Source organism: Caulobacter sp. GW821-FHT10A10 (genome assembly GCF_059415745.1).
In genome coordinates, this window is record NZ_JBWKNV010000008.1 from 140,806 (window position 1) to 159,188 (window position 18,383).

The following is an 18,383-nucleotide window of genomic DNA, read 5'->3' on the forward strand; positions in this document are numbered from 1 at the left end:
CGTCAGTAGTTCCCGACCTTGTCCTCGACGGCGTGGCCGCGCGCCGGGATCAGCATGTTGCGCTTGAAGGTGCAGACGACGGTGCCGTCCTGGTTGATACCCGTCGTCAGGATCGTGACGATGCCCTGGCCGGGGCGCGACTTGCTCTCGCGCTTGGCCAGCACTTCGCTCTCGCCATAGATCGTGTCGCCGGCGAACACCGGGGCGCTGAACTTCACCTCGTCCATGCCGAGGTTGGCGATGGCCTTCTGCGAGACGTCGGTCACGCTCATGCCGATCAGCAGGGCCAGGGTGTAGGGGCTGACCACCAGGTTCTTCTTGAACTCCGAGGCCTTGGCGAACTCGGCGTCGAAGTGCATCGGATGGGTGTTCAGCGTCAGCAGCGTGAACAGGTGGTTGTCGTACTCGGTCACCGTCTTGCCGGGGCGGTGCTCGTAGACGTCGCCGACGATGAAGTCCTCGAAATAGCGGCCGAAGGTCTCGCGGTAGCGCTGAGGACCGACCTCTTTCCAGTTCTGCGACACGGGCATTCTCCTACGAATTCAGATGCGGTCGAGCACGCGCCGTGCGGCGCGGATGACCGGCAGTTCGATCAGCTTGCCGTCCAGCAGGGCGGCGGCCCCGCCGGCGGCGTCGAAGGCCTCGACCACGCGCCGGGCGCGCTCGATTTCGGCGGGCGAGGGGGTGTAGGCGGCGTTCACCGCGGCCACCTGGGCCGGGTGGATGCAGGACCGGCCGGTGAAGCCCAGGGCCTTGGCCCGCAAGGTCGAGGCAGTCAGGTCGTCCGGATCGGCGATGTTCAGGTGCGGCACGTCCAGCGAGGCGACGCCAGCGCGGCCGCAGGCGGCGATCAGCGTGCCTCGGCCCAGCAGCAGGGCGTCCCAGTCCATGGTCGAGCCCAGGTCGGCCGACAGGTCCGCCCCGCCGAACAGGGCGCCGGCGACGCCAGGCGCGGCGCAGATCTCGAAGGCGCGACGAAGGCCCTCGGCGGACTCGACGACCGGCCAGAGCGCCATGCCTGGCAGGATCTCGCCGGCGGTTAGCAGGTCTTCCGGCGCAGCCACCTTCGGGATCATCAGAAAGGCGGGGCGGGCCTCGCTCTCGACCAGGGCCACGAGGTCCTTCAGGCCCTCCAGCGTGCGCACGCCGTTGATCCGCAGGCCGACCACGGCGGTGTGGAATTGGCTAAGGAAGGCGAGGGCGGCGGCCCGCGCCTCGGCCTTGCCGGCCGGCGGCACGGCGTCTTCCAGGTCGATGCAGACCGCGTCGGCCCCGGCGTCCAGCGCCTTGCCGAAGCGGTCCGGACGCGTGCCGGGCACGAAGAGCAGCGAGCGATAGGTCATGATCGGCAAAGCCGCCCGTGTCGTTGAAATGTCAGGACAATCGCCCTGGCCGTCAATCGCCGATCGGGACCCCTTGCGCGAACGCCTCGGCGATCTTTCTCCGACAGGCGATCCAAACGCCGTCGTGGGCGGCGACGTGATCCAGGAACTTGCGGAAGGCGCCGATGCGGCCCGGACGGCCGATGATCCGCAGGTGCAGCCCCAGGCTCATCATCCGCGCCCCGACCTCCTGGCTCTCGGCGTGCAGCTCGTCGAAGGTGGCCACGGCGTAGTCCAGCCAGTCCTTGGCGGTCAGCGACGGGGCCAGCCAGAACTTCATGTCGTTGGAGTCCATGGCGTAGGGCAGGATGACCATCGGCTTGCTCGTGCCGTCGGCCGTCTCGACGCGGTCCCAGAAGGGGAAGTCGTCGGAATAGTCGTCCATGTGATAGCTGAACCCGGCCTCGGCCAGCAGACGGCGGGTGTGGTCGGTGTGCAGGTAGCGCGACAGCCAGCCCGAGGGGCGCGCGCCAATCGTCTGTTCGATCGAGTCGGCGGCCTTGGTGATGAACTCGCGCTCCTTGGTCTCGTCCATCCAGAACTGGTGGGTCCAGCGATAGCCGTGGGCGGCCACCTCGTCGCCGCGGGCGCGGATGGCGGCGGCCAGCTCCGGGGCGCGCTCCAGGGCCAGGGCGGCGGCGGTCCAGGTGGCCTCGATGCCGTGCTGATCCAAGATCCGCAGGATCCGTGGTGCGCCGGCCTTGACGCCATACAGATAGTTGCTCTCGCTGCCGTGCATCCGCATCGGCTTCTTGGGAACCGCGCCTAGCTCGTCGACGGGCTCGGGGCCCTTGTCGCCGTCGCGGATGTTGTGCTCGGCGCCTTCCTCGACATTGACGACGATCGACAGGGCAAGGCGAGAGCTGTCCGGCCAGCGGAAATCGTCAGGTGCGGGCATGGGGGCTTTCTCCAAGAGGCGAACAGTCTGAGCGCGGCGCTCGCGCCCATCGGGGCGGCGATCCAGCATGCGGCTTCAATCTTCACGGCGGCGCTGGAGCCGCAACGGAGGGAGCGCTTCATGGCCGTCACGCGGATTGTCGCCCTGTTCAACCTGAAGCCCGGCGTCTCGGCCGCCGACTACGAGGCCTGGGCCAAGGAAAGCGACCTGCCCACGGTCAACGGCCTGAAGTCGATCGACAAGTTCGAGGTCTTCCGCTCGGCCGCTCTGCTCGGGTCCGAGGCCGCGCCGCCCTACCAATATATCGAGATCATCGACGTCGCCGACATGGACGCCTTCGGGGCCGACGTGGCGAGCGAAACGATGCAGGCGATCGCCGCCCAATTCCAGGCCCTGGCCGACACCACCTTCATCGTCACCGAAAAGGTGGGTTGAGCATGGCGGGACGTTTCGAGGGCAAGACGGCGGTCGTCACCGGGTCCGGCCGGCGCGGGGGCCTGGGGGAGGCCATCGCCCGGCGCCTGGCGCAGGAGGGAGCGGCGGTTGTCGTCTCCGATCTTGGTCGCCCCGTCGATCCCTCTACCCCAGCCGGTATGATCGGCGGGACCGAGGAGATGGAGGCGATCGCCGCCGATCTGCGCCAGTACGGCGGGTCGGCCAGCACCCAGCCCTGCGACGTGCGTCGCTGGGAGGAGGTCCGGGCGCTGGCCGACCATGCCAAGGAAACCCACGGCTCGCTCGACATCTGGGTCAACAACGCCGGCATCGGCTACATCATGAAGCCGCTGATGGAGGTCCGTCCCGAGGACTGGTCGGCGGTCATCGACGTCAACCTGACCGGCTGCTTCTTCGGCCTGAAGGCCGCCGCCGAGGTGATGATCGCGCAAGGGCGGGGCGGACGCATCGTCAACATCGCCAGCCAGGCGGCCAAGTCGGGCTTCCCGCACGCCCAGGCCTATACCGCTTCCAAGCACGGCCTGGTGGGCCTGACCCGCTCGGCCGCGATCGAGCTGGGCGCGCACCAGATCACCGTCAACAACGTCTGCCCTAACCACGTGACCACGGGGTTGGGCGTCTGGCAGAACGAATACTTCGCCAAGGTCACCGGCGCGGCCTCGGTCGAGGCCTACCTCGCCGCCATGGCCGCCCGCATCCCGCTGGGCCGTCCCGGCAAGGCCGAGGACACCGCCGACGCGGTGGCCTTCCTGTGCTCCGACGACGCCAAGTACATCACGGCGGAGAGCTTGAACGTCTCGGGGGGCGAGGAGCCGCACTGAGGCGCTCTACGCTTACCTTCTTCCGTAAAATCCCCGCGAAAGCGGGGACCCAGGCTTTTTCTGCAACCCGCGGCGCTCGACGATAAAACACCTGGGCCCCCGCTTTCGCGGGGGTTTTACGGTTTGAGGGGCGTGGACAGCCTCAATACTCCAGCCGCCCCTCCAGCTCCCCGAACGGAATCATCACGTTCGCCCGATACCCCGGCCGCGCCTGCAGCCGCTCGTACCAGGCGACCACGTTCGGCACGTGGGGGCGGTCGATCTCTAGCTCGAAATACCGATAGAGCGCCGTGCCCGCAGGAATGTCGGCCAAGCCGATCTCGTCGCCGCCCAGCCAGGGCTGGTCCGTCAGCACCTGGTCCAGCAGCCGGAAATGCGCCGCGCATTTGGCGATCGCCGCCTCTACCCGCGGCATGTCCCGCCGCGCCGGCGGCGTGCGGTAGAAGCCCCAGAACACGCCGTTGAGGAAGTCCGGCTGCAGGCTGGCCTGCGACCGGTCCATCCAGCGGTCCTGCCGCGACCGCGCCGCCGGGTTCTCCGCCCACCAGCGCGCACCGCCGTGGCGGGCGGCCAGATAGCGCAGGATGGCGTGCGACTCCCAGACCACGACGCCGTTGTCGTCGATCACCGGCACGCGCCCGTGCGGATTGCGCGCCAGGAAGTCCGCATAGTCCAGCCCGCCGAAGCCGCCGCCCGCTGGAACGTGCTCGTAGGCCAGGCCCAGTTCGTGGGCCAGCCACAGCACCTTCTGCACGTTGAACGAGTTGCGGCGGCCCCAGATGGTCAGCATGTCGTCCTCCCCTCGGGCATCAAGGAGCGGAACGGCGTGGCTGGCAATGCCGGGCGCGCTAGAGCCTGACCGTCACCTTGCCCATCGACTTGCCCGAGTTCAGCCAGTCCACCGCGTCGTAGATCGCCTCGACGCCCTCGAACGCCGTGTCGTCGGCCACGGCCTTCAGCTTGCCGGCCGCCTTCAGCGCCGTCAGGTCGGCCCGGGCCGCCGGCCAGCGTTCGGTCAGCAGGCCGTTCATGAAGCCGCGGATCGAGGCGGCCTTGTAGTAGAGCTTGTGGGCGATGCGCGGAGCGCTGACGATCTCGGCGCCGCCGTCCATGTCTTGCGCTACCCCGGCCACCACCAGGCGGCCGTGGCGGGCCAGGTTGTCGGCGAACGCGTCGAAGATCTCGCCGCCGACGGTGTCGATGGCCACGTCCAGGGCCTCGGGGAAGTCGCGGGCCAGGGCGGCGGCGACCGGCTCGGCGCGGTAGTCGATCACCGCGTCGGCGCCCAGGCTGCGCACGAACGCCGCCTTCTTCGGCTCGCCGCAGACGGCGATGACCCTGCAGCCGTGGGCCTTGGCGATCTGCACCAGGATGTGGCCAAGGCCCCCGGCAGCCGCCGAGATCGCCACGGTCTCGCCGGGGCGGGCCTGGCCGATCTGGTGGAAGGCGACGTGGGCCGAGACGCCGGTCGAGGCCAGGATCAGCGATTCCTGGTCGGCCGCCGGCACCTTCACGAAGGTGCTCGCCGCCGCGATGTTCATCTGCCGATAGCCGCCGCCGAAGCGCACGCTGGCCACTGCGTCGCCGACCGCCAGATCGGTCACGCCGTCGCCCACGGCTTCGACGATCCCGACCGCCTCGACGCCCATCGGCATCGGCGGGGAGACCTTGACGTAGCTGACGGCGTTGCGGGCGATCTGCACGTCGAACAGGCCGTTGATCCCGCACCAGGCGTTGCGCACGGCGACCTCGCCGGGACCGGGGGCGCGCATGGGGATCTCCACCACGTCGGCGGCCTCGCGCAGGGTGCGGGCGAAGCGGCGCAGTTCGAGGGCGCGGTAGGTCATTGCGGGGCTCCGAGGCCGAGGACGCCGGGATTGATCAGACCCTGCGGATCCAGCGCGGCCTTCACCGCCTGCAGCAGCGCTCGGGAGGCCTCGTCGCGGCTTTCGGCGTAAGGATAGACGCGGCCGATCTGCAGGTGGCCGACGCCCTCGGCCTGGAAGATCGTCATCACCCGCGCGCGGGCCTGGCTGACCACGGTGAAGGCGGCCGGGTCGTGGGGCTGGGCCGGCAGCTTGGCCAGCAGGTGCGGCTCGATCGTCGCCTCGTGCAGGGCGTGGCGGGCGCCGGGCCAGTAGAAGGTCGGCTCGATGACGAAGGCGTTGGTCGACAGCGCTGTGAACATGAAGGCCGTGTCGATCCCGTGCTCGGCGAAGGCGGGCGCCATCTCGGCATAGACGGCCTCGATCGCCGCGTGGATCGCCACCGCCCGCGACAGCGGCGCCACGCACTGCAGCGTCGCCCACCGCTCGCCGCCCGGCCCGAGGATCGAATTGGCGGCCGGGAAGGGCTGGGCGCGGATGATGCGCGGGATGCTGTTCTCGATCTCGCGCCCCGAGAAGCGCCTGGCGATGGCCTTGGCTTCGGCGAGGTCGGCCTCGACGCCGGCCTTGCTGCGGCCCTCGCAGATCACGTGCAGCGGATAGTCGTCGACGCCGACGAAATCGCGGCCGGCCAGGGCCACTTTGGCGGCGGCCACCGCGCCCTTGATCACGGAGCCCTGCTTGGCGGCGACGTCCTTCAGCACCTTGACGTCGCTCAGCAGCGACGAGCGGCGCAGGCGCACCTTGGTCAGGTTCGGATCGAAACCGCACAGCTCGCTGGCGATCCCGGCCCGGGTCATCTCGGCCATGGCCCCGATGATCGAGGCCGCGTCGGCGAAGGCGAAGGACGCGTAGGCCTCGTGCGCCGGCCGGCGGATCAGGCGCAGGGTCACCTCGGCCTTGATCCCCAGCGCCCCGCAGTCGCCGCCGAACAGGCCCGTCAGGTCTGGCCCGTAGAACCGCCAGAACGGTTGCTCACCGTCTTGGCCGCGCGCGCCGGTGCGCAGGATGCGGCCGTCGCCAGTCACCACGGTCACGGCCACGACGCTCTCGCTGGTGGTGCCGTAATGGCCGGCACCGAAGAAGGCGTTCTGCTGCGACAGGCCTCCGCCGATGGTCGAGGAGAGGCCCGACATTGGCCCCCAGAACGGCGCGCGCAGGCCCAGAGGCTTGAGAGCGTCGTCCAGCGTCTTCCAGGTGCAGCCCGCCTGGACGGTGGCGACCATGTCGGCCGCGTCGATGCGCACAATCTGGTCGAGCTTGGAGAGATCCAGGCTCAGCGTGCCGGCTCGCGCCGGAATGTAGCCCTTGGTGTAGCTCATGCCGCCGCCGCGCGGGGCCAGGGCCAGGCCCTCTCGCGCAGCCAGGGCGGCGATGGCGGCCAACTGCCCCACGCTGGTCGGCGCGACCACGGCCAGCACCGTCTCGTCGGCGATGGCGAAGATGTCCTGGCTGAAGAGGACGCGGGCCGCCTCGTCGTCGCGGACGCCGGTTTCGCCGACGATGGCCCGCAGGGCGGCGAGCGCGGAAGTTCGGCTGGCGGATGGATCGAATTCGGCGGCGGCCACGGGCAGGTCCGGAAAGCTAGGGTTCGCGCCATCGATAGTCCCAACCGCGGGGCGGCCGGGCAGGGGGCGCATGCTCTCTCCGACAGGCGGCGCCCGCCGGAGCGAAGCTGACCATGAGCAAGACCCTGGAAGTCGTCATCAAGCGCCCGATCGAGGACGTGCCCGTCGCCGCCGATTTCGAGGTGATCGAGCGCGCCGCGCCGACCACGGCCCCGGCCGGCCAGCTTCTGGTGCGGGTGCTCTACCTGTCGCTCGACCCCTATCTCGGCTCGCGCTTCCGTGGGCGGCACATGGGCGAGCCGCGCCCGGCCCCGGGCGAGACCCTGCCGGGCTCGTCGGTCGCCGAGGTGATCGCCTCGGGCCATCCGGACTTCGTCCCGGGCGATCACGTGGTCGGCGACGCCGGCTGGGCGCAGGTTGGCCTGATGGACGCCAAGTTCGCCCGCAAGGTCGACGCCTCGCTGGGCGTCTCCAATCACCTGGGCGTGCTAGGCATGCCGGGCCTGACCGCCTGGGCCGGCGTCACCCAGTTGGCCAAGGTCGGTCAGGGCGACGTCTTCACGGTAGATGCAGCCGCTGGCAGCGTCGGCGGCACAGCCGGGCAGATTGCGAAAATCCTCGGCGCCAAGGCCGTCGGCATCGCCGGCGGGGCCGACAAGGTCGCCCAGGTGGTCGAGCGCTACGGCTTCGACGCTGCCGTCGACTACCGCAACGAAGGCTGGGTCGATGAACTGAAGGCCCTGACCGACGGCGGCCCGACCGCTCACTTCGAGAATGTCGGCCTGCCGATCCTCAATCCAGTGTTCGGCCTGCTGAAGACCTATGGCCGGGTGGTGATCTGCGGCCTGTCGGCCCACTATCACGCCGACGGCCCGCCGCCGCAGTTCGGCCTTGGCCCCATCGTCGGCAAGCGCGCCGCCGTCATGGGCCTGGTGGTCTACGACTTCTATCCGCGCTGGAGCGAGTGGGTGAAGACCGCCGAGCCGTGGCTCAAGGAAGGCCGCCTGGTGCAGGTCGAGGACCTGGGCGAAGGCATCGAGTCGGCCCCGGCCCAGTTCGAGCGCCTGATGAAGGGCGCCAACGCCGGCAAGACGCTGGTGAAGGTCGCGTAGCTTTCGACTTCAATAAGTACGTCATCCCGGAAAGCCCGCAGGGCTTATCCGGGATCCAGGGGTCGGCGCACTGCGTCGGCCTCTGTTCGTTTGTGAGCCTTACCGCCGAGCCCAGTCGCCTGGGTCCCGGCTCTGCGCTTCGCTTCGGCCGGGATGACGAGTTGGGTGGATTAGGCCCTCCCGAACCGCGCATAGAGCGCCGCCGCAGCCAGGTTGAAAGCCGCCGGTAGATAGGAGAACGCCATCGCCACGCCCACCAGCGCTGAGCCGGGCTGGGGCGCGCCGGTCACCGCCAGGGCGCTGGAGAAGCCGAAGGCCGACAGAACGAGACCCGTCAGCAGCGTGCCGCCCAAAGCAAAGCCGATCTTGTCGGCCCCGGTCCATAGCGCCGAGAACACCCCGGCCCGGCTTTCGCCGTGCTCGGCCTCGTCCTTGGCGATGACATCCGACAGCAGGCTGTAGCCCATCAGGCTCCAGCCGGAATTGAACAGGGCGAACAGCACCACGACGGCGTAGATGGCGGGCAGGGGCGCGCCGGCCATCACGCCCCAGGCGGCCTGGACCACGGCATGGCCCAAGGCGGCGGCGATGTAGACGCGCTTGCGGCCGAAGGCGGTTGACAGCCTGATCCACAGCGGCTGGGCGGCGATGACCACGGCGCTCATCACCAGCACGATCATGCCGATCTGGGTCAGGGCGTCCTGGCGGCCCATGTTGTAGCTGAGGAAGTAGACCATGGCCGCGTAGCCCAGGCCCGAGCCGATCAGCTGCAGCACATAGGCGCCCAGCAGCGGTCGGAAGGTCGGGTCGGCCACGGCGCTGAGAATCGCCTTCAGCCGCATGGCCGGGGCGCCGGCGGCCTGCACCACGGGGCGCGGCGAAGCGAGGAACGCGATCAGCAGGCTGACCGAGCACACCGCCGCCAGAACCAGCGACATCTGTGAATAGGCCGGCCGCCCGCCGCCCCAGGTCTGCACCAGCACCGGCGCCAGGGCGCTGCCGACCAGCAGGCCGATGGCCGAGAAGCCCATCCGCCAGGCCATGACCACGGTGCGCTCCTTGGGATCGTCGGACAGCTCCGTGCCGATCGCCAGGTACGGCACCGAGAAGGCCCCGAACACGATCATGTAGACGCTGAAGGCGGCGGCCACGTAGCCGGCCTTCAACGCGGGGCTCCCTTCCGGCACGTGGAACAGCAGGATAAGCGCGGCCGGCGCCAGCAGCGCCCCGACCAGCAGCCACAGCCGGCGCGGAACCTGGGCCTTCCAGCGGTCCGACACCAGGCCGACGGTCAGGTCCGAGATCAGGCCCCAGAACAGCTTGGGAAAGAAGATCGCCGCTCCGGCCAGCGCCGGCTCGACGCCCAGCGCATTGGTCATGAAGAACAACAGCAGCAGCGAGGGGGCGTCGCGGAACACCTGGCCGGCGATCTGGCCCGCGCCATAGCCGGCGTGGACGAGCAGGGGCAGGCGGGGCGAGGGCGGCTTGGCGGCGGTCATGGCGCGGATCCGATGAAAGGGATCGGCGACGCTAGGCGCGAAACGGAGGTTCAAGGGGGCGTGGGCGGCGGCGCCCGACAGTCGGACAAGCGCGGAGCGTTTTCGCGCAAACTCACACGCGAGAGTTCGAAAAACTCACACGGAGGCGCACCGCTCTGGCGTCCCCGAAGGGAAAAGACTTATTTTTCAAGGAAGAGAGAATGGTGGGTGTACAAGGATTCGAACCTTGGACCCGCTGATTAAGAGTCAGCTGCTCTACCAACTGAGCTATACACCCGTTCGCGTTTCGAAGTCGCTTTCGCGTCCCCGACGGCGAGGCGCGATACATACCCCAAGACGCGGGGAGCGCAATCCACTTCAGAACATTAGGTGTGGATATATTCGTCGCACCTGACGCCAGGCGCGCAAACACAGCAAGAGGGCCCCGGAGGGGGAATTCTTTACTGGATCAAGTTTTGAGGAGAATGGTGGGTGTAGTAGGATTCGAACCTACGACCCGCTGATTAAGAGTCAGCTGCTCTACCAACTGAGCTATACACCCATTCGCGATTCCGAAGCGCTGAAGCGCCCCGGCGGCGAGGCGCGGAACATACGCAATGAATTTGAGAGCGCAAGGACTTTTTCGATGGCCAGGCGAGATATCAGCGGAGCCGTGGATTTCGCCTATCTGGAAGGGTTCGCGGCCGGCGACGCCACGGTGATCGAAGAGGTGCTGGCGCTGTTTCGCGAACAGGCCGCGCTGTGGACTCCGATGCTGTCTCCCGACCATCCCGGCTGGCGCGACGCGGTGCATACGGTCAAGGGCGCAGCGCGGGGCGTCGGAGCCAATGCGCTGGGCGACGTCTGCCAGCGCGCCGAGGCCGGCGAGGCCAGTCTGGACGAAGTCATCACCGCGCTTGACGCGGTGCTGCTCGACATCGCCGCCTATGTCCACGAGCAGGCGCTGCGCTCGCTCAAAGGTTAGAGGTCAGGCGCGCGCTGGGTGGCGTTCGGCCATGTAGCGACCGGGCGAGGCGCCCAGCGCCTTGCGGAACATGGTCACGAAGCTGGGCGTGCTCTCGTAGCCGAGGTCGGCGGCGACGCTCTGGATCGACGCGCCGGCCGCCAGCCATTTGACGGCCAGCACCACGCACAGCTGCTGGCGCCAGCGTCCGAAACTCATGCCGGTCTCGCGATCGATCAGGCGCATCAGGGTGCGCTCGCTCATGCCGGCGCGCTTGGCCCAGGCGGCGAGGCTGCCCCGCGCCGCGGGCTGGGCCATCATCTCGTCGACGATCCTGCGCAGGCGCGGATCGGCGGGCATCGGCAGGTGCAGGTCCTCGACATGGGCGGCCGCCACCTCGTCGAGCAGCACCGACACCAGGCGGCAATTGGCCCCGCTCTCGTCGTAGAGGTAGGGCAGGTGCGCCGCGCGAGCCAGAAGCTCCCTCAGCAGCGGCGTCACCGACACCGCGCAGCAGGCCCTGGGCAGGCGCGCGTCGATCCGCGGGTCGATGAAGGCGTTGTAGCCCTCCAGCGCGCCGCTGGCCCTGATGGCGTGCAGCGCGCCACCGGGAATCCAGATCGCGCTCCGGGGCGGCACGACCCATAGTCCGCCCTCGACCTCGCAACTGAGCGCGCCTCGCTGCACCAGGATGATCTGGCCCTTGCGGTGACGGTGCGGGTCCAGCTCGATGCCGCCGACCTCGTCCATCATCGCGCCGAACACCACGATCGGCCGGGGAACCTCGTCGGGTTCGATCCAGTCGTCCTTGGCCGTCAGGTCGCTGATGATGGGCACGGCCGGCTCCGAACGAGGGTGTGGCGGAATTCGATAATAATCTGGCGATCCTTCGGAATGACGCCATCGCCGCTTCTGGCTATCCGATCACTGGAGGCAAGTCGAGATCGGTTCGGCTTGGCGTTTCGAGAAGGATGCAGCGGCCATGACCATGTCGATCGACGCACGCACGGACCCGTCGCGGGGCGGTCTTGGCCAAGCCTTGATCCGCCTGATGATGCGGCCGGCCAGGATCGCCGCCTGCCAGCCGATCGGCGACCGCTTCCGGCTCGTCACTCTGGAGGGCGCGGCCTTGAAGGGCGTCTCCTGGGCCCCGGGGCAGAAGATCCAGGTCGCCATGGGGTCGGCCTTCGTGGCCCGCACCTATACGCCGATGGACTGGGACGCCGGCCAGGGCCGGGCGCGCATCCTGGGCTATGCGCACGGCGAGGGGCGGGGCAGCGATTGGCTGCGGTCGCTCGCGCCCGGCGCGTCGTGCGACCTCTTCGGTCCGCGCGCCTCGCTGAGCGCGGCGCCGCTGGCCGGGCCGCTGGTGGTGTTCGGCGACGAGACCTCGATCGGGCTGGCCTGTGCGCTGGCCGCGCAGCATCCCGCGCGGAGCATGTCCTGCGTCTTCGAGGTCGCCGATCTGGCGGAGGCGGAGATCGTCGTCGAGCGGCTTGGGCTTTCGAAGGCCGCGCTGTTCAGGAAGGCGGCCGACGAGGCCCACCTCGACACGATCGGCGAGGCGCTTTCGTCTCTGGCCGGCGTGGGCGCGTCCTTCGTCCTGACGGGGCGGGCGGCGGCTGTCCAGAAGCTGCGGCATGGCCTGAAGCGACGCGCGGTCGAGTCCAGGCGAATCCTCACCAAGGCCTATTGGGCCCAGGGCAAGACGGGGCTGGATTGATGTCGATCACCTGGCGCTCCGTCGGCTTCTTCCGGGCGGATGCCGGCGCGCCACGGAGCGATCGCCCGAAAGAGGGATCGGAGTGCGGGCCTATGTCGGGTTCGGAATCGAGTCCGTCAGGTCCTCGAACTCACCGACCTCCAGGCCGGCCGTCTCCTTGCGGGTGATGACCTTGGTGTCGTAGCTGCGCGACACGAACACCCTCACGCCGCGATAGCGCTGGCCGCGCTTGGCCGACACCGTCTCGGTGCGGATCTCCGTGCCGTACGCCCGGTCGCTCAGATAGATCAGGCCCGGACGCAGGTCGTCGTCGCCCTTGGCGAGCGCTTCGGCGACCATCTCGTCCAGCAGCTTGTCGATCTCTTCCTTGGTCACGCGGCGCCCTTGGTCCGGTCCCAGCTGTCGTGCTCGTAGGCGATGCAGCGGTCGATCAGGGTGCGCCACACCGGCTCGGCGATGGCTTCGGACAGGCCGGCGTCGCGCGCGGCGGCCTTGACCTTGTCGACCACGTCCTCGATGCGGGCGCGGTCGAACACCTTGCTGCGGTCGGTCTTGATGCGGGCGGCGGCGTCCATGTAGCCCTGGCGTTCGGTGAGCAGGGCCACCAGGGCCCGGTCCAGGGCGTCGACGCCCTGGCGCACGTCGACCATGGTCTGGCAGTCGGCCGGCGCGAGGCGCTCGTCGACGTTGAGAGTCGTCTTGATCATGCGCCCCTTTAAGCCGGTTTGACGGGGCTGTTCCAGCCTAGATGCCGGCCCCGTTGTCGATCGTCAGCAGGGCGGCTTCGTGGGCGGCCGCCTCGTCCTTCAGCCAACCGACGAAGGCCTTCACCTGCGGCAGGCGGCCCTTGGCCTTGGGGTGGACGACGTAATAGGCGAAGTCGACCGAGGTCGCGATGTCGAACGGGATCACCAGGCGGCCGGCGTCGAGGTCGGCCTGGGCCAGGGTGCGCTTGGCCAGGGCGATGCCGCGGCCGTTGGCGGCGGCTTCGATCACCAGGCTCGACTGGTTGAAGCGCGGCCCCCGGGCGCCGTCGACGCCCTTGATGCCGCGCGCGGCCAGCCACATGGCCCAGTCCGGGCACGAATCGTCGGCGTCGGGCGAGCCGTCGTGCAGCAGGATGTGGCGCGACAGGTCTTCGGGGCTTTCCAGCGGCGTCTCGGCCAGCAGTTCGGGGCTGGCGACGGGCACGACCGTCTCGTTGAGCAGGCGGATGACTTCCAGGCCCGGATAGCGGCCCGAGCCGTAGCGGATGGCGAGATCCACCTCGCCGGCGGCGAAGTCGACGACCTCCATGCCGGCCGACAGCCAGACGTCCACCTGCGGCTGGGCTTGTTCGAACTTGCCCAGGCGCGGCACCAGCCACTTGGCGGCGAAGGACGGGGCGGCCGTCAGCGTCAGGCGGCGGCCGTCGACGGCGGCGGTCAGCAGGGAGGCGGCCTCGGCCAGGCGGTCGAAGGCTTCGCGCAGGGCGGGCAGGGCGGTCTGGGCCGCGTCGGTCAGCAGCAGACCCTTGGGCGTGCGCTTGAACAGGGCCGCGCCGACATAGTCTTCCAGGTTCTGGATCTGCTGGCTCACTGCGCCGGGCGTCACCGACAGTTCGTCGGCGGCGCGGCTGAAGTTCAGATGGCGCGCCGCGGCCTCGAAAGCCCGCAGGGCGTTGAGAGGCGGAAGGCGGCGCCGTTCGTTCTGTCGTTCCATGAGTTTTACTGAACGCCCCGGCAGAAGTCCTTGTTTGCGAATTGGCCTGCCCGCGCCCAGTTTGCAAGCGTTCGCTGACGGATTGGCCCTTTTCGTCGGCGGGCAAGAGCGGGGCGAGCTTTCGGGTTCGCCCCGTATTTCATTGGGTTTGGACGGCGAGGGTCGATCGGCTCGCGCTGCTTTTGCGCGTCCATCGACGCTTTTAGAGGACCTGGGATCGCGCATGGCGTCACCCTCTGACCGCAGGATTGGGGATCGCAAGGCTGAACCCCGTCTCGTCGCGCTTCGCGGCGGCGAGGGCGTGCGGCCGGCGGTCGGGCGCGTGACGCTGGTCGGCGCCGGTCCCGGCGATCCCGACCTGCTGACGATCAAGGCGCTGAAGGCCCTGCAGGCCGCCGACGTGCTGGTGCACGACGGTCTGGTCTCGGCCGAGATTCTCGACCTGGCCCCCCAGGCCCGCCGCATCGACGTGGCCAAGCGCAAGTCGCGCCACACCCTGCCGCAGGACGACATCAACCAACTGCTGGTGGCCCTGGCCCGCGAAGGCCTGGAGGTCGTGCGCCTGAAGGGCGGGGATCCCTTCCTGTTCGGCCGCGGCGGCGAGGAGCTGTCCGCCTGCCGCGAGGCCGGGATCGACTGCACGGTCGTGCCCGGCGTCACCGCGGCGCTCGCCGCCAGCGCCGGCGCCGGCGCGCCCCTGACCCATCGCGGCAGCGCCCAGGCCGTCACCTTCGTCACCGGCCACGCCGCCCACGGCGAACCGGATCTGGACTGGGCCGCCCTAGCGCGTCCGAACCAGACCGTCGTCGTCTATATGGGCGTCTCGACCGCGGGCTTCATCGCCGAGCGCCTGACCGCCGCCGGCCGCGCCGGCTCGACCCCCGCCCTGGTGGTCGAGAACGCCAGCCGCGCCGACGAGCGCCGCATCCTCACCACCTTGGCCGGTCTGGCGACCGCGACCGAGGGGCTGAAGGGACCGGCCCTGCTGATGGTTGGCGAGGCCATGGCCATGGCCGAAATCCCCCATATATCGGGGCAAGTTCCCGGCAGCGTCGCAACCGCCGCCGTCTTCGAAGTTCAAAACGTGAGTTCGGGCCAATGAAAGCCGTGACCGCCAATCGCCTGATCGACGGGGAGGTCGTCTTCTGGAAGGAAGGCGCGTGGGTGGACGGCTTCGGCGACGCCCAGCTGTTCGACGATGAGCAAGGCGAGCAGGTCGAGGCCGCCGTCGCCGCCGGCAAGGCCGCCCCGACCGTGATCGTCGATCCCTATCCGATCGACCTGATCACCGTCGAAGGCCTGGGCCTGGCCCCGGTCAGCTACCGCGAACGCATCCGCGCGCTCGGCCCCACCAACGAACTTCTCCACGGCAAGCAGGCTGAAGGCGGCGCCGTCGTCGAAGCCATCCGCCACGCTTCCGGCGCCGCCCGCTCGACGGGCCGCGTCGACCTGATCCGCCGCAAGTAGGCCGACCCTATGTATCAGTACGACGTCATCGACCGTGAATTCCTGACGGACCGCTCCAACGAGTTCCGTCACCAGGTGGCTCGCCGCCTGGCCGGCGACCTCACCGAGGACCAGTTCAAGCCGCTGCGGCTGATGAATGGCCTCTACCTGCAGCTCCACGCCTACATGCTGCGGGTCGCCATCCCTTACGGCTCGCTCAACGCCCGCCAGGCCCGCCGTCTGGCCTGGATCGCCCGCACCTACGACAAGGGCTACGGGCACATGACCACGCGTCAGAACGTCCAGTTCAACTGGATCAAGCTGAAGGACGCGCCGGACATCCTGGACGCCCTGGCCGAGGTCGACCTGCACGCCATCCAGACCAGCGGCAACTGCATCCGCAACACCACGGCCGATCCCTATGCCGGCGCCACCGCCGAGGAGATCGACGATCCGCGCGTGTGGTCGGAGGTGATCCGCCAGTGGTCGACCCTGCACCCGGAATTCAGCTACCTGCCGCGTAAGTTCAAGATCGCCATTACCGGCGCCCTGACCGACCGCGCGGCGGTGAAGGTGCACGATATCGGCCTGATCCTGCGCCGTGCCCGCGACGGCTCGCTGGGCTTCGAGGTGATCGTCGGCGGTGGGCAGGGGCGCACGCCCTATGTCGGCCCGACCATCAAGCAGCACCTGCCGGCCTCGAGCCTGCTGAGCTACCTGGAAGCCATCCTGCGCGTCTACAACCGCCACGGCCGCCGCGACAACATCTACAAGGCCCGCATCAAGATCCTGGTCGCCGCCCTCGGCGCCGAGGAGTTCGGCCGCCAGGTCGAGGAAGAGTGGGCCAAGATCGATCAAGGCCGCGCCGATCTCGGCGACGTGGAGCTGGCCCGCATCCGCGGCGCCTTCGCCCAGACCCCGTTCGAGACCCTGCCGGCCCGCTCGGAAATCTTCGAGGCCGCCAAGGCCGCCAGTCCGTCGCTGGCTCGCTTTGCGCGCAACAACGTCAAGCCGCACAAGAAGCCGGGCTACGCCATCGTCGAGGTTTCGCTGAAGGCCATCGGCCAGACGCCGGGCGACGCCACCGCCGACCAGCTGGACGTCGTGGCCGACTTGGCCGAGCGCTACGGCCTGGACGACCTGCGCGTGACCCACGCCCAGAACCTCGTCCTGCCGCACATCAAACTTGACGACCTGCCCGCGGTGCACGCGATCCTCGAGGCCAACGGCCTGGCCACGGCCAATATCGACCTGGTCAGCGACATCATCGCCTGCCCGGGCCTCGACTACTGCGCCCTGGCCAATGCGCGCGCGATCCCGATCGCCCAAGACATCGCCAAGACCTTCGCCGACCCTGACCGGGCCGAGACGATCGGCGAGCTGAAGATCAAGATCAGCGGCTGCATCAACGCCTGCGGCCACCACCACGTGGCCCACATCGGCATCCTGGGCGTCGACAAGAAGGGCGAGGAATTCTACCAGCTCTCGCTCGGCGGATCGGGCGCGGAAGACGCCACGATCGGCAAGATCCTCGGCCCGGCATTGCCGGCCGACAAGGTCGCTCCCGCCATCGACACCCTGGTCGACACCTATCTGGCCGCGCGCCAGGGCGAGGAACGCTTCCTCGACACCTATCGCCGCGTCGGCCTCGAGCCCTTCAAGGAAGCGGTCTATGCCCAAGCTGATTAAGCTGATCGACGGCGCGACCCAGTTCGCTGAAAACGCCTTCGTCAACGTCGCCGACGAGGACGCCATTCCGGACGCCGGCGACGTCATCCTGTCGCTGACCCGCTTCCAGGCCGAGGGCGACGCGCTGCTGTCGTCCAACAGCCGCCGCGTCGGCGTGCGCATCGAGCCGGCCGAAGAGGTCGAGGCCCTGGCCTACGACCTGCCGCGCCTGTCGGTGGTGGCCCTGGCCTTCCCGAAGTACCGCGACGGCCGCGCCTACACCTCGGCCCGCCTGCTACGCGAGCGCTTCAAGTACCAGGGTGAGATCCGCGCCGTGGGCGACGTGCTGCAGGAGCAGGCCGGCTTCATGGTGCGCGTCGGCTTCGACGCCTTCGAGCCCAACGACGGTTCGTCGCCTGAGGCTTGGGCCAAGGCCGCCAACCGTTTCCGCCATGTCTATCAGCGCGCCGTCGACGCCCGCCCGATCGCGGCGGACGAGCGCGCGCAAGCCGAGGAAGGCGCTCTCTGATGGCCTACGACCAGACCGACGCCGCGCCGACCCTGGCGGCGCGGCTGGACGCCGAACTGCGCGACGCCCATCCGCTGACCATACTTCGCAAGGCCTACGAGACCTTCGGCGACAAGCTGGCTCTGGTCAGCTCGTTCGGCGCGGAGTCGGCGGTGCTGCTGCACCTGGCCTCGCAGGTCTCGAAGGACATCCCGGTGCTGTTCCTCGACACCGGCATGCTGTTCGGCCAGACCCTGGACTATCGCAAGAGCCTGGCCGCGCAGCTTGGCCTCACCGACGTGCGCGACCTGCGCCCGGCCTTCGCGGATATCGCGGTGACCGATCCCAAGTCGGACCTCTGGCGCACCGACACCGACGCCTGCTGCCACATCCGCAAGGTGCTGCCGCTGGATCGTGCGCTGGAAGGTTTCTCGGCCTGGTGCACGGGCCGCAAGCGCTTCCACGGCGGCGACCGCCTGCGCCTGGCCGTGGTCGAGGAGACCGAGGGCCAGATCAAGTTCAACCCGCTGGCCAACTGGAGCAAGGCCGAGCTCGACGCCTATGTCGCCGAGCATCAGCTGCCGACCCACCCGCTGGTCGCCCAGGGTTTCCCCTCGATCGGCTGCTGGCCGTGCACCAAGCCGGTGGACGACCCCAACGCCGACGTCCGCGCCGGCCGTTGGCAGGGCCAGGACAAGACCGAGTGCGGCATCCACGTCGCCCGCGCCCCGGGCGTGGCCCCCAATGTCGGCGGCGACATCTGAGACGCTGA

The 18,383-nt window shown here is 69.1% G+C and carries 21 protein-coding genes, 2 tRNA genes and 1 pseudogene; 10 read left to right on the plus strand and 14 right to left on the minus strand.

The annotated features are described in order from the left end of the window. Positions 1-2 precede the first annotated feature (2 nt). Genes AC07NS_RS21380 through AC07NS_RS21390 form a run of 3 tightly spaced genes read right to left on the minus strand, consistent with a single transcriptional unit; the run spans position 3 to position 2,280 of the window. Positions 3-524: a MaoC family dehydratase gene (locus AC07NS_RS21380; RefSeq protein ID WP_101715660.1), complete on the minus strand. Its 522-nt coding sequence runs from the start codon at positions 522-524 to the stop codon at positions 3-5. A gap of 18 nt (positions 525-542) precedes the next feature. Beyond that, the gene (locus AC07NS_RS21385) at positions 543-1,343 is read right to left on the minus strand and encodes an HpcH/HpaI aldolase/citrate lyase family protein (RefSeq protein WP_494606528.1); all 801 of its coding nucleotides are present in this window, start codon (positions 1,341-1,343) and stop codon (positions 543-545) included. A gap of 52 nt (positions 1,344-1,395) precedes the next feature. Continuing rightward, a complete protein-coding gene (locus AC07NS_RS21390; protein ID WP_494606532.1) occupies positions 1,396-2,280 on the minus strand; it encodes a polysaccharide deacetylase family protein in 885 nt (294 codons plus the stop codon). A 120-nt stretch (positions 2,281-2,400) separates the two neighbouring features. Between AC07NS_RS21390 and AC07NS_RS21395 the strand changes: the two genes are divergently transcribed. Beyond that, positions 2,401-2,715, plus strand: coding sequence for a RedY/HapK family protein (locus tag AC07NS_RS21395; RefSeq protein ID WP_494606534.1), 315 nt, complete (start codon positions 2,401-2,403; stop codon positions 2,713-2,715). A 2-nt stretch (positions 2,716-2,717) separates the two neighbouring features. Next, positions 2,718-3,557, plus strand: coding sequence for an SDR family NAD(P)-dependent oxidoreductase (locus AC07NS_RS21400; protein ID WP_494606536.1), 840 nt, complete (start codon positions 2,718-2,720; stop codon positions 3,555-3,557). A 142-nt stretch (positions 3,558-3,699) separates the two neighbouring features. On the opposite strand, the gene AC07NS_RS21405 is transcribed toward AC07NS_RS21400, so the two are convergent. Genes AC07NS_RS21405 through AC07NS_RS21415 form a run of 3 tightly spaced genes read right to left on the minus strand, consistent with a single transcriptional unit; the run spans position 3,700 to position 7,011 of the window. Continuing rightward, positions 3,700-4,347, minus strand: coding sequence for a glutathione S-transferase family protein (locus AC07NS_RS21405; RefSeq protein WP_494606538.1), 648 nt, complete (start codon positions 4,345-4,347; stop codon positions 3,700-3,702). Between the two features lie 58 nt (positions 4,348-4,405). After that, entirely contained in the window at positions 4,406-5,404 is a 999-nt protein-coding gene (locus tag AC07NS_RS21410; RefSeq protein ID WP_494606541.1) for a zinc-binding dehydrogenase, read from the minus strand. Continuing rightward, positions 5,401-7,011: an FAD-binding oxidoreductase gene (locus AC07NS_RS21415; RefSeq protein ID WP_494606543.1), complete on the minus strand. Its 1,611-nt coding sequence runs from the start codon at positions 7,009-7,011 to the stop codon at positions 5,401-5,403. Before AC07NS_RS21415 ends, AC07NS_RS21410 begins: the two co-directional genes overlap by 4 nt. 113 nt (positions 7,012-7,124) lie before the next feature. On the opposite strand from AC07NS_RS21415, the gene AC07NS_RS21420 reads away from it, so the two are divergent. Next, entirely contained in the window at positions 7,125-8,123 is a 999-nt protein-coding gene (locus tag AC07NS_RS21420; RefSeq protein WP_494606545.1) for a zinc-binding dehydrogenase, read from the plus strand. Between the two features lie 44 nt (positions 8,124-8,167). Here the strand turns inward: AC07NS_RS21420 and AC07NS_RS21425 are convergent. The 4 genes and pseudogenes from AC07NS_RS21425 to AC07NS_RS21440 all read right to left on the minus strand — a co-directional run bounded on the left by AC07NS_RS21425 (position 8,168) and on the right by AC07NS_RS21440 (position 10,163). Next, positions 8,168-8,294 (minus strand): annotated as a pseudogene (locus AC07NS_RS21425) (hypothetical protein). Beyond that, a complete protein-coding gene (locus AC07NS_RS21430; RefSeq protein ID WP_494606547.1) occupies positions 8,294-9,622 on the minus strand; it encodes an MFS transporter in 1,329 nt (442 codons plus the stop codon). Before AC07NS_RS21430 ends, AC07NS_RS21425 begins: the two are co-directional and overlap by 1 nt. A 201-nt stretch (positions 9,623-9,823) precedes the next feature. After that, positions 9,824-9,899: transfer RNA gene (locus tag AC07NS_RS21435), tRNA-Lys, on the minus strand. A gap of 188 nt (positions 9,900-10,087) precedes the next feature. Continuing rightward, positions 10,088-10,163 (minus strand) — tRNA-Lys (locus tag AC07NS_RS21440). 84 nt (positions 10,164-10,247) lie between these two features. On the opposite strand from AC07NS_RS21440, the gene AC07NS_RS21445 reads away from it, so the two are divergent. Beyond that, positions 10,248-10,586 (plus strand): Hpt domain-containing protein, encoded by a 339-nt coding sequence (locus AC07NS_RS21445; RefSeq protein WP_492856161.1) that lies wholly within the window; start codon positions 10,248-10,250, stop codon positions 10,584-10,586. Positions 10,587-10,589: 3 nt separating this feature from the next. Here the strand turns inward: AC07NS_RS21445 and AC07NS_RS21450 are convergent, their stop codons facing one another. Continuing rightward, the gene (locus tag AC07NS_RS21450; RefSeq protein ID WP_494606549.1) at positions 10,590-11,402 is read right to left on the minus strand and encodes an AraC family transcriptional regulator; all 813 of its coding nucleotides are present in this window, start codon (positions 11,400-11,402) and stop codon (positions 10,590-10,592) included. Between the two features lie 145 nt (positions 11,403-11,547). On the opposite strand from AC07NS_RS21450, the gene AC07NS_RS21455 reads away from it, so the two are divergent. Next, positions 11,548-12,288, plus strand: coding sequence for a siderophore-interacting protein (locus AC07NS_RS21455; RefSeq protein ID WP_494606551.1), 741 nt, complete (start codon positions 11,548-11,550; stop codon positions 12,286-12,288). Between the two features lie 90 nt (positions 12,289-12,378). Here AC07NS_RS21455 and AC07NS_RS21460 read toward each other — a convergent pair whose 3' ends face one another. The 3 genes from AC07NS_RS21460 to gcvA are packed head-to-tail and all read right to left on the minus strand — an operon-like array spanning position 12,379 to position 13,989. Then, a complete protein-coding gene (locus AC07NS_RS21460; RefSeq protein ID WP_494606553.1) occupies positions 12,379-12,663 on the minus strand; it encodes a hypothetical protein in 285 nt (94 codons plus the stop codon). Next, a complete protein-coding gene (locus tag AC07NS_RS21465; protein ID WP_487289506.1) occupies positions 12,660-12,995 on the minus strand; it encodes a chorismate mutase in 336 nt (111 codons plus the stop codon). The genes AC07NS_RS21460 and AC07NS_RS21465 overlap by 4 nt, the downstream gene beginning before the upstream one ends. 37 nt (positions 12,996-13,032) lie before the next feature. Next, positions 13,033-13,989: a transcriptional regulator GcvA gene (gene gcvA, locus AC07NS_RS21470; protein ID WP_110120251.1), complete on the minus strand. Its 957-nt coding sequence runs from the start codon at positions 13,987-13,989 to the stop codon at positions 13,033-13,035. 223 nt (positions 13,990-14,212) lie between these two features. Here gcvA and cobA point away from each other — a divergent pair, with 223 nt between their 5' ends. Genes cobA through AC07NS_RS21495 form a run of 5 tightly spaced genes read left to right on the plus strand, consistent with a single transcriptional unit; the run spans position 14,213 to position 18,375 of the window. Further along, positions 14,213-15,091 carry a uroporphyrinogen-III C-methyltransferase gene (gene cobA / locus AC07NS_RS21475; RefSeq protein WP_494606555.1) on the plus strand — a complete coding sequence of 293 codons (879 nt, stop codon included), beginning with the start codon at positions 14,213-14,215 and terminating at the stop codon, positions 15,089-15,091. Next, positions 15,088-15,456: a DUF2849 domain-containing protein gene (locus tag AC07NS_RS21480; RefSeq protein ID WP_487289502.1), complete on the plus strand. Its 369-nt coding sequence runs from the start codon at positions 15,088-15,090 to the stop codon at positions 15,454-15,456. The genes cobA and AC07NS_RS21480 overlap by 4 nt, the downstream gene beginning before the upstream one ends. Before the next feature lie 9 nt (positions 15,457-15,465). Beyond that, complete coding sequence (locus AC07NS_RS21485; RefSeq protein ID WP_494606557.1) at positions 15,466-17,124, plus strand: nitrite/sulfite reductase; 1,659 nt, start codon at positions 15,466-15,468, stop codon at positions 17,122-17,124. Continuing rightward, entirely contained in the window at positions 17,108-17,632 is a 525-nt protein-coding gene (locus AC07NS_RS21490) for a DUF934 domain-containing protein (protein ID WP_494606559.1), read from the plus strand. The genes AC07NS_RS21485 and AC07NS_RS21490 overlap by 17 nt, the downstream gene beginning before the upstream one ends. Then, positions 17,632-18,375, plus strand: coding sequence for a phosphoadenylyl-sulfate reductase (locus tag AC07NS_RS21495; RefSeq protein ID WP_494606561.1), 744 nt, complete (start codon positions 17,632-17,634; stop codon positions 18,373-18,375). Before AC07NS_RS21490 ends, AC07NS_RS21495 begins: the two co-directional genes overlap by 1 nt. Positions 18,376-18,383: the final 8 nt, after the last annotated feature.

Bases quoted from the DNA above. Each gene is read 5' to 3' on its own strand.
- AC07NS_RS21405 (WP_494606538.1), bottom strand. From the start codon at position 4,347: ATGCTGACCATCTGGGGCCGCCGCAACTCGTTCAACGTGCAGAAGGTG.
- AC07NS_RS21390 (WP_494606532.1), bottom strand. From the start codon at position 2,280: ATGCCCGCACCTGACGATTTCCGCTGGCCGGACAGCTCTCGCCTTGCC.
- AC07NS_RS21410 (WP_494606541.1), bottom strand. From the start codon at position 5,404: ATGACCTACCGCGCCCTCGAACTGCGCCGCTTCGCCCGCACCCTGCGC.
- AC07NS_RS21495 (WP_494606561.1), top strand. From the start codon at position 17,632: ATGGCCTACGACCAGACCGACGCCGCGCCGACCCTGGCGGCGCGGCTG.
- AC07NS_RS21480 (WP_487289502.1), top strand. From the start codon at position 15,088: ATGAAAGCCGTGACCGCCAATCGCCTGATCGACGGGGAGGTCGTCTTC.
- AC07NS_RS21490 (WP_494606559.1), top strand. From the start codon at position 17,108: ATGCCCAAGCTGATTAAGCTGATCGACGGCGCGACCCAGTTCGCTGAA.
- AC07NS_RS21445 (WP_492856161.1), top strand. From the start codon at position 10,248: ATGGCCAGGCGAGATATCAGCGGAGCCGTGGATTTCGCCTATCTGGAA.
- AC07NS_RS21420 (WP_494606545.1), top strand. From the start codon at position 7,125: ATGAGCAAGACCCTGGAAGTCGTCATCAAGCGCCCGATCGAGGACGTG.
- AC07NS_RS21385 (WP_494606528.1), bottom strand. From the start codon at position 1,343: ATGACCTATCGCTCGCTGCTCTTCGTGCCCGGCACGCGTCCGGACCGC.
- gcvA (WP_110120251.1), bottom strand. From the start codon at position 13,989: ATGGAACGACAGAACGAACGGCGCCGCCTTCCGCCTCTCAACGCCCTG.
- AC07NS_RS21485 (WP_494606557.1), top strand. From the start codon at position 15,466: ATGTATCAGTACGACGTCATCGACCGTGAATTCCTGACGGACCGCTCC.
- AC07NS_RS21400 (WP_494606536.1), top strand. From the start codon at position 2,718: ATGGCGGGACGTTTCGAGGGCAAGACGGCGGTCGTCACCGGGTCCGGC.
- AC07NS_RS21395 (WP_494606534.1), top strand. From the start codon at position 2,401: ATGGCCGTCACGCGGATTGTCGCCCTGTTCAACCTGAAGCCCGGCGTC.
- cobA (WP_494606555.1), top strand. From the start codon at position 14,213: ATGGCGTCACCCTCTGACCGCAGGATTGGGGATCGCAAGGCTGAACCC.
- AC07NS_RS21465 (WP_487289506.1), bottom strand. From the start codon at position 12,995: ATGATCAAGACGACTCTCAACGTCGACGAGCGCCTCGCGCCGGCCGAC.
- AC07NS_RS21455 (WP_494606551.1), top strand. From the start codon at position 11,548: ATGACCATGTCGATCGACGCACGCACGGACCCGTCGCGGGGCGGTCTT.
- AC07NS_RS21430 (WP_494606547.1), bottom strand. From the start codon at position 9,622: ATGACCGCCGCCAAGCCGCCCTCGCCCCGCCTGCCCCTGCTCGTCCAC.